Below are 4,125 nucleotides of genomic sequence, written 5' to 3'. Positions count from 1 at the left end.
TTGTCTCTCGGACCCAATGGCGTTCCAATGGCTCGCTCCAGGAAGCCTATGTCCAGGGCGTCTCGACCCGCGCGATGGATGATCTCGTGCAGGCCATGGGCGGGACTGGTGTCAGGCGTCACGACAAACTGGCCCTCCGTATTGCCGCAACTGATTATGTTACCGAAGGGCTATTGCTCATCGAGAGCTGTGAGAGCCGGGGCAACGCCCCGCGACCTCAAGAGTCAGGCGGGGGGCCGCCCCGGCGGGTAAACTGCGCGCTCACCTCGGTCGGACCCGGCCACATCGTTCAGGTTCTGCGAAGCTGCCGCGATTTCGGACTGGAGCAACTCGGTTCGGACGTGCCTGACCAGCCGCTGCACGGTGCGGCTGCTCACCAGTGGCCCGTGTTGCGATGCCAGGCGTTCATGTATGGCCAGCCCCGTCAGGGCGGGATTCATGCTCAGCCACACCCGGATTTCCCCTATGAAGGGATCAAGGCGTGACAGCCTGACGGGAACCGGCTTCTTTCGCCGGTAGGGGCGTCGATGAAGTTCTTCAGGAGCATCAGCGCCAGCGATGACCTTGACCGTCGACGCCGTTGCCTCCGGACTTTGCGCAGAGAAGTCACGGCTGGCGGCATGTTGGCCCCGGCGATCAATCCGACGTCCGAGGTCGCCCGGCGCCTGACGGACAAGACGCATGAGCTCGACCGGATCCGCGGCAGCCTGCCACGCAATCACCCGTTCTCGCACAGACGGGGATATGTCTGTCCGCTCGAGAAGGCGCTCCGCCGGCGTTCGCGGTCGGTCCCAGGTCTTGCGAACTTTCGCGCCGATCCGCCACTTGGCCATCAGCTTGAACGACGGCTGGCAGAGGTTCACCTGACGACGGGAGGCCGCGTAAAGGCGGTTCAGGGCTCGAACCGCCCCCAGCCCCTCGAGCCGGCCATATCCCACCAGGCGGCGGACGATGGCGCCGTTCTTCTGCTCGACCCAAGCCTGGTCATTCTTCTTGTAGGCGCGGGAACGAGTGACGATCAGGCGGTTCTCCCGACACCACGGCACCACCTGATCGTTCATGAAGCTGCCGTCGTTGTCAAAGTCGAAACCCTTGAGCGGAAAGGGAAAGAGCTCCATGGCGGTGCGGAGCGCCTCGATGACCAGCGGCGCGCTGCGCGTCACGACCGGCACGCATTCCGTCCAGCCGGTGGCGATATCGGTCAGGACGAGCGTCTGCACGAAGGAGCCCGCCACGCTCGTGCCGCCATGGACCACGAAGTCAGCTTCAATGAAGCCCGCTTGGGGATTGCCCCAGTCATTGAAGGTGCGGATCGGCACATCCCGGCGGATCGACGAGCTCATGCCCGCACGCCGGCGGCGGCCTGACGAGGCGGCGAGCCGGGCTTCGCTCAGCAGACGGTCCATCGTTGCTGCGCTCACCGTCAGTAGAAGCGTCAAGAGCTCCTCGGAACTGTCGATCACGTCGTGCCGAACCGCTGCGGGAAGCAGCAGGGGGATCATCTCCTTGAGCCGCTTGGAGCAGAGCCGGTCCGACAGGTTCCACAGGGCCAGCAACGCCGTCCGCACCTCTGGCCCATAGGTCGGGCGGCGGCCGCGGCGCTGCTTCGAGACCGGCGGCTTGTGCGCCAACAGCCGGATCGCGTGCTTCCTGTGATAACCGGTCAGGGCGACGAACTCGTCCAGGATCTTGCCGCGCTCCGCCCGCGCAGCTGCCCTATACCGCCCCTCGACCGCGCATAGGACTTCCGTCCGCGAGGCCATGCTTATCCCCCGTGCCATCCCCGCGCTCTACCCGTGCTAGCCGCTGTCGACGCCGGGCTACGCGATAGGCCACCTTCCGGTAACGGTTTATGTGAGGCAATGCGTTCTCATCCTGTTTGTCGCGCCGCAGACGGGCCACCAGTGACGGGACCCCATGCCTCGGCACGCCAGACGACCGGCCTGGTGGCGGCGCAACTCTTGCAGGCAGTGGGACATGGAAGCGGCACGGCTCCCGGCAAGCGGCTCAAGTCGCATCTATCGACGCGGCGCGCAGGCCTGGAAGACATGGCCGGCAGCGCCGGCGGCAGCCAGCTTTCTGTCGCGCAGGATCAGGCTTTCCGGACGGTCCGGGTCGGCGCAGGCATCGGCAAAGCTGCCGCGCAGGTCAACCGTGTATTCGATGCCCAGCACCTGACCCGCGCCGTAGATGTCCGTATAGGCCGCACATTCTCCCCAACGGTGACATTCCTCGACCACGGCGAAACCGAACCCGACCTCGTCCCTGCCCCTTCTGTCCAGCTCAGGGGTGTTCTTCTGGCCCGAAGCCAGCCCGTGGTCGCGCGCCGCGCTGACGAGAAGCGAAGCAAAGGTCACGGCGTCGTCCAGCGACAGTCTTCCTTCCGCGCGAGTATAGCTATCCAGATTGTCGAACTCGACGGCGTCAAACCCCTTGTCGGCGCAGGTCCTGATCGAAGGCAGGACCTGAGCAAGGTTTGCCGCCCTGCTCTCGACAGTCGAGATGTCGAGGAGGAATTCATCAGGCCAGCCCGGATCGGCCAGCGGCGCCCCGGCCGGTCCCGGAACCAGAAGATCGACAGGCCAGTCCACCCCCGGCTGGGTCTGGAAGCCGTTGACATAGCAGATGTTGAAGTAGCCGGGCGCGGCTGATCGCTACTGTCGCGCACGACAACGGTGACGCCGGCAGGCGGCGGATAGCCGCCCCCGAGTTGGTAGTCGGCCAGGGCCCCGGCAGGCAACGGGTCGCCGTATGCCAGCAAAGGCTGCAGCAGAAGCGCAAGGATCACGGTCACGATACGCATGGCAGCCTCTTTCAACCTGGTGGATCAGTACTGGTAGCGAAAATGCGCGACCGCATCAGCAGAGAGTTCGTGCCGTTGCTGCGGACATATTCCACCACTACCCGATCAACACCGACAATACCGTAATCGCGGATGTCGAAGCCAGCAGATCCATCCGGCAAGCCGTGGTCGGCGCAGCGCGGACCATGATCGACCGCGCTGGATGCGCTTTGATCTGCAACCGGAACGCTTGGGTGGACACCGCCTACGGATCCGCCGAGATGCTCGGCTGGCTTGACGGGCGTCCGATCCTCAGCCTATCCCGGCCTTCGACAAGACCGAGCGCACCGACGGGGCCTTCGCCCAAGCGTGCTGTCGTCGACCGCGGCCAAAGCAACCAACGGGTCGAGCACATCCCGATCCTGATCTGTGGAGCCCGGCGTGGCCCGGCCCCGACGCTGGCGAGGGCGCTCCGCCGACGCATCAGCATCGAAACCGGCAGCATGAAGACCGATGGCAGGCCGTCTCGCTGCTTTCCGGAAGGTGCCCCCGTCGATGCGTCCTGTTCCGTCTTCAAGGGTGGCCATAGCCATATAGGCGCTCGAAATCACATCACATTGATACCCCACCGCTAAAAGACCCCGTGTTGCGTCAGTGATTCACGGCAGCGGGGGACGGCTTGCTTTCTCAAAACGACCCGTTACAAACGATGCGGCCAGTAGCGATATCCATCCTCGTCAGGACAGGGCAGGTCATTGAAATCCTCTTTCAACCTTTCCGCTGTCTTCCCCCTCCTGCAAGGGTTCAGGGCAAAAAATGCCTGAGGGTTGCCGGTCTGCGTGATGCGCAAGGCAACCCCTCATCCGACATGAACCGTTAATTGCCCCTGCAGGAAAGCGCGGGGTTTCTCTGTTTGCAGGAAAAGACATGACGACCTGGACAACCCTCGCCCGCGCCGGAATGGCTCGGGGGATGAGATCATTCTGCGCCAACGCGGCGCGATATTCGAAATCCGCTATAATGGCATCGAACTGATGTCGAACCTCAATCACCATTCTGAAGACCAGCTGGCTCTGCGCGCCATGCGTCGCGTTGATTTCCGCGCGAGGAAGATCCTGATTGGCGGCCTCGGGCTCGGATTCACTTTGCGTGCGGTCCTTGACCTCGCTGTTCCCGAAGCCGAAGTGACAGTCTGCGAATTGAGTCCGGAAATTGCCGAGTGGAACAGGCATCGCCTCGGACATCTGGCGGATCACCCCCTTGATGACCCTCGCACCAATCTGTTGATCGAGGATGTGCAGGCGCATCTGGCGCGGGCGGACCAGAGCTATGACCTGATCCTG

Annotated in this window: 2 protein-coding genes and 2 pseudogenes; 2 read left to right on the top strand and 2 right to left on the bottom strand. The window is 63.7% G+C overall.

Features of this window, described 5'->3' with window-relative positions; translation table 11 throughout:
* Positions 1–224: 224 nt before the first annotated feature.
* The gene (locus tag C5F48_RS22190) at positions 225–1,763 is read right to left on the bottom strand and encodes an integrase catalytic domain-containing protein (protein ID WP_107665914.1); all 1,539 of its coding nucleotides are present in this window, start codon (positions 1,761–1,763) and stop codon (positions 225–227) included.
* A 255-nt stretch (positions 1,764–2,018) separates the two neighbouring features.
* Positions 2,019–2,630: pseudogene (locus C5F48_RS22185) on the bottom strand (endo alpha-1,4 polygalactosaminidase); the annotation flags it as partial.
* 268 nt (positions 2,631–2,898) lie between these two features.
* Here C5F48_RS22185 and C5F48_RS26270 point away from each other — a divergent pair.
* Both C5F48_RS26270 and C5F48_RS26260 read left to right on the top strand, forming a co-directional pair.
* Positions 2,899–3,152: pseudogene (locus tag C5F48_RS26270) on the top strand (IS5/IS1182 family transposase); the annotation flags it as partial.
* A 664-nt stretch (positions 3,153–3,816) separates the two neighbouring features.
* A partial coding sequence (locus C5F48_RS26260) for a spermine/spermidine synthase domain-containing protein (protein WP_502525983.1) occupies positions 3,817–4,125 on the top strand: 309 nt, incomplete at its 3' end.

The organism is Cereibacter changlensis JA139 (assembly GCF_003034985.1).
Classification (GTDB): domain Bacteria; phylum Pseudomonadota; class Alphaproteobacteria; order Rhodobacterales; family Rhodobacteraceae; genus Cereibacter; species Cereibacter changlensis.
This window is presented reverse-complemented; position numbering and strand designations above follow the sequence as displayed.

What these genes read in the sequence shown, in the direction of transcription:
- C5F48_RS22190 (WP_107665914.1), bottom strand. Translation starts at nt 1,763, where the DNA reads ATGGCCTCGCGGACGGAAGTCCTATGCGCGGTCGAGGGGCGGTATAGG.